Annotated in this window: 3 protein-coding genes; all 3 read right to left on the bottom strand. The window is 41.4% G+C overall.

Translation table 11 applies throughout. The features are described 5' to 3' along the window. A partial coding sequence (locus AAKU61_RS22140) for a CAP domain-containing protein (protein ID WP_354335750.1) occupies positions 1 to 1,020 on the bottom strand: 1,020 nt, incomplete at its 3' end. Between the two features lie 971 nt (positions 1,021 to 1,991). Beyond that, positions 1,992 to 2,339: a hypothetical protein gene (locus AAKU61_RS22135; protein ID WP_354335748.1), complete on the bottom strand. Its 348-nt coding sequence runs from the start codon at positions 2,337 to 2,339 to the stop codon at positions 1,992 to 1,994. Continuing rightward, positions 2,332 to 3,348, bottom strand: a complete 1,017-nt coding sequence (locus tag AAKU61_RS22130) for a PRTRC system protein D (protein ID WP_354335747.1) — start codon at positions 3,346 to 3,348, stop codon at positions 2,332 to 2,334. Before AAKU61_RS22130 ends, AAKU61_RS22135 begins: the two co-directional genes overlap by 8 nt. Between the last annotated feature and the right edge of the window lie 1,329 nt (positions 3,349 to 4,677).

Genomic DNA, 4,677 nt, shown 5'->3' with positions numbered 1-4,677 from the left:
GTTTGCACATCCAAACTCATTGCCGTTAATCGATCCATGAAGCGCCATGTTGTATGTCGTGGACGGCTTCAACTGAGATTTGGCAGTCAGCCATGCTTCGTTGCTAGGAATGAGGTTATTCGGATCATTAGATGCTGTATAAACATACGCATTCAGCGGCGCTGAGGTTCCCGCCTCAGTCATCGTAAAATCCTTTAGTACTAACATTTGATTCGCTTCAACAGCAAAGGAAACAGGATATCCAACTTTGCCATAAACAACACCGCCAGTGATATCAGGGAATGGATTGATGTTATCGCCCGCCGTTGTTAAATTGACGTTACTTTGCTTATCCATTGGGTACATCATCACAAAATCCGAAGCGTTAGTCTGGCCATTCACCGTTTTCTGTGCAACATTTAAATAAAGTGCTGAATTTGAAGCATCGCACACTCCGTAACAATATCCAGTCATTCCTTGATCCGTCCAGCTCTGGCGAATCAACGTACCACGGTGGTAGACTGTATTGATCAATGCTTGTATTGCACCCGGCATCGTGTTTGCAACTGAACCACCTGCACTCACAAAATAATTGGTCGCATAGCCAGCAAAGTTCGCCCTGTCAGTATCAGTCACGCCCGTAAATCCAGGTTTACTTGGATCTTCTGTATGCGTTAAGCTCTGATTTAGTACTAAATAATTCGCATGATTTTTACTAGCCAGTGTCAATGGTGCAGAATACGCTAACAATCCCAAGCCCAACGAATGTCTAAATTGATTTAAATAATTAAACGCAGCTAATTCTTGCGAGCCTGCTGCTAACGGTGGTGCAGATACGGTTAACTGCAACTGAGCCGCAGTTGTCGGTGCAGTACAAGTTGGGAAATTAGTACCACCATTTGCGCATGTTGTTGCCAAAGGTGGTGTAGTTGTCGTTGTAGATGAACTGCCTTCACCCCCTCCACATGCAGTTAATATCAGAGCTACCGCCATGGAACTCAGTTTCGCCATCTTTATTACCGTAATTTTTGAGGTTTTCATATCAGTGTCCTTATTAAAAAATATTCTTCGTATCGTCTAGTCGTTGTATTGGTCGCTATTTTGTAACGATCACGACTTCATCCTATCCAAGAAAAATATTTGTCAAATCCACTCAAACAGAAAAAAAGCACGTTTAACACGTGCTTTTTTAATACTCGATCTGATCTTGCCTAGGCCCTTTTCCATGATGTCACCAGACTAAAGCTGCAAATTTGGTGTTTGGATTTTGAACTTAATTTTGTTTATTTAAGCGGGCACGAACCGTCTCTTTTTGCAGATCTTACAATGAAAATTATGCTGAAAATTTCTACGGTTTTTTGTATTAAAGAGCAAAGAACTTGAGCTACAACTATCGCATACAGCAACAAATACTAGACCACTTCTCGATTGGATCGTGTTGACTCATTTTACTGAGTAGATCGGTTGCCATTGATTTCTCCGGCGCTATTACCTTGTACAAACCAGATGCTGTGAGGACGGAGTGAATATGGGACAGTTCGGATTTGATGGCTATTAGGGAAAGTAGTAAAAAGAAGATATTCAGCGTACATACATAGTGGGCAGGTACTTTATGGAAATGGGATTCAAAGTTGAAATTCGTTTGCCAAAAAAGAATGTGCTGACTGGGCATATGTATAGTTGGAAGCAACTCAGCAGTTAGGTAACTTTATTGATCGTTTGCTATCTCGTGGTATTCAAAGAAACAGTGATAATCCATTCGAATTGATAGAAGAAATGCTGCTTGAAAAAAATCGTAATAATTAAACGACCCATCTAAAAACCCTCTTTTAATCAAGAGGGTTTTTTTTCGTCCTGGATTTTTCAAGCAGATAAATATAGGGAAATAAACCAACGATCAACAAAGTAAAAAAATAGGAATTGATCAAAAATGCTAATGTAATTCCGATAACGCAAACTACACCGCCAATTAAAATACAGATGCTTTGAAGTTCATTTTTCATCATCGGGCATTAACCCCATTTTTCCATGCTAGTGGTATCTAAATTGTCTGATGCGTTGATACCAATTTTAAGACGGGGAGGGGAGACATCTGTCGTTTTATTCGTATCTATTTGTTGGACTAATTGTGATTTACCCATATGATTTGGAATACTTTTAGTCTCCAAATGGCTGTGCACTTTGGTCTTGTCCAAAATGCCGGTAACAGTTTCTTCAGAATTCAATGATGTTAAAAACTGCTCCGCAGCGGTTTTTAGCATTCTTGTTCTCAAGTGTTTGTTTTCGGTAGAATGAAGATAAGCAAATAGCAATGGATGCTCCTCCTCAAGTATCGTCATTTGTAATCTCAAATTAGCCATTTTTTTCCGCTCTTCGTTTCATACTCTCTCCCACCAGTAAAAAGCCGATAGCATTGGTAAACGCGGGATTGTCTAATACCTGAATATCATTCATGGGAAACGTTGATCGGACGATGGGTTCGTAAAACTTAGCTCCGCCACCGGTAATCAAAATACTTTGTAGATCCTCCACGTCGCCGACTCGGGTTTTTATTTCTTTAACCGTTTCTTCAATAATTTGTGTTGATCGGGATAGGTACTCGGCCAGTTCCGTCTGGCTTATCACATGCTTAAAATAGTTGAATGATTTTCTTGTTACAAATGCTTCGTCAATCCGCTCAATTCGATCCAGTTTTCCACCCTGATATTTGTCACTAATCAATTCTGCTATTTGCTTTAAGACATGTGACACACCGCCAACCCGTCCGCCACTCCGTGCGTCTATCATATTGTAACCGGAGGAAACTACCCAATCTGTCGTGACATAGCCAGGATCAATGACTAGCCTTGTGTGACCATCATTGATGGCACTTCCGTTGATCGATCCAAACATGGCCAGCGATCCGACAGGTTGAGGAATGACAACAACTCTTCCAATTGATATACGCCGGCCATTGACTTCGACTTCCTTGCCCAAGATGTCTTTGAGATGATTGGCATACAGTCCCATGGTGTGAACCGGTAGTCCCAGCGTCAATATGTCCACGCGATCAATACCTGCGTAAAACAAAGCGCCAAGTAAGAGAGCTTTATAATTTTTCGTTTTGGGAAAGTCTTCTGATAATGCTCGTCCGCTATTCGAACTTCCCATTGCTAGGCGGACATCGGGGCCAATTTCAAATGTATCACCGTCCACGGTTACTTTAATCGTATTGCGCTGTACAAAGTTGGCAAGGTTAGTTGTTACTGTATTGTTGTTGGATATTGGAGCCAGCGAAGGGAAGGAGCCGGTAATGATTTCTTCATCTAAGCGCACTGCCCACTTCGTTTGTCCAAAGCCAACGTCGATTGCTGCAGCTTGAAAATTCATTGAGGTTTCCTTTGATAGTAATAATAATTTAAAAAACGAATTAATAGATTCGTTTACGCAAAGCCATTGGAACTCTTAATTTGCTCCGGTTTATTGGCTTGAAATGTTTGTATGTGTATTGAATCACGGACTACCGTCCTGTTATTCCGTGTTTCACTGCCTAAATTTGACTTGATTTAGAAGAACCAGCGGTTAAGTCGTGATTAAGTCGTGGTTCTGAGTCCAAGGGGAAATTGCTTCTTCAAACCAGTGATTAAGACGTGAATAAGCCGTGATTACGCCGTGATTAAGCCGTGGTTATGAGTTCAAGTGGAACTTGCTTCTTCAAACCAGTGATTAAGCCGTGAATATGCCGTGAATAAGCCGTGATTCTGAGTTCAAGGGGGAGGTTGCTTCTTCAAACCAGTGGTTAAGCCGTGATTAAGTCGTGGTTCTCAATTCAAAGCGGATGTTTGATTGTCAAACATCAATGCAAAACGTATTACGTCCGAGTTTCTAGTGTGATGACTTTGATTTCAGAAAAGTAGAAGTCGTAAAAGACGTGAGAAATGGCTATGCATATAGTTAATTAACTTCCCACAGTGCTATCTATCATCATCAGCAGCAGCACAGAATTTGAATCAACGCTAGGAAACTAGCATCGACATAGGGCGCAACGCCCGCAAAAAGTTGTTCCGGTTTTAGTTTCTCAGTTGACTGTATTCACCTCAATTTTACGACGTGAATTTTTTTAATAAAAACAGCAACTTAGAAGACTAAAGACTGAGGACGACAGAACAGTGATAAACATTGGCTTAGACGGTTGTTTTAGAGTCTTGCAGGGTATGAAGCCGACTCTAAAGTCACAATCCCGACTACAAAGACCATAAAAACTTAGGATGCCTAATTACCCGTCTCAGGGTGACATAAACCGGAAAAAGACCACAATCGAGTGCGTTTTTATGAAGGTTTATGAGGTATCCCACATTCAGTAAGGGCGGTGAGCCTTAAAACTGTTTGTGACAACCAAATAAGGTGCTGCTACCTCCCCAAAAAGCAGAAGGATCATTGGACTTGCAGAATTGGTGCAACCAAGCTGTTTTCACCCCATAAATAGAGTTACGCGCAGCGCTTATAGATGAATGTCTCTTCTGGAGCTTCCGAGAAAAAGTGACGTGGCAGTAAAGAAGTTTTGGGTAAATGAAATTGGTTTGATGAATTGCAAAGCAGGTTGAATGACGACGTGAGTCGTTTCTAGTGTAAGCGTCCGACGCAACCATCTAGCAATGATGAAATGAACGCGCCACACTCCTTCGTTTCAAAGTTAAGGAGAAGGCATGAGCCACGACC

It is taken from the genome of Undibacterium sp. GrIS 1.2 (genome assembly GCF_040544435.1).
GTDB lineage: Bacteria > Pseudomonadota > Gammaproteobacteria > Burkholderiales > Burkholderiaceae_D > Undibacterium.
This window is presented reverse-complemented; position numbering and strand designations above follow the sequence as displayed.

Bases quoted from the DNA above. Each gene is read 5' to 3' on its own strand.
- AAKU61_RS22135 (WP_354335748.1), bottom strand. From the start codon at position 2,339: ATGGCTAATTTGAGATTACAAATGACGATACTTGAGGAGGAGCATCCA.
- AAKU61_RS22130 (WP_354335747.1), bottom strand. From the start codon at position 3,348: ATGAATTTTCAAGCTGCAGCAATCGACGTTGGCTTTGGACAAACGAAG.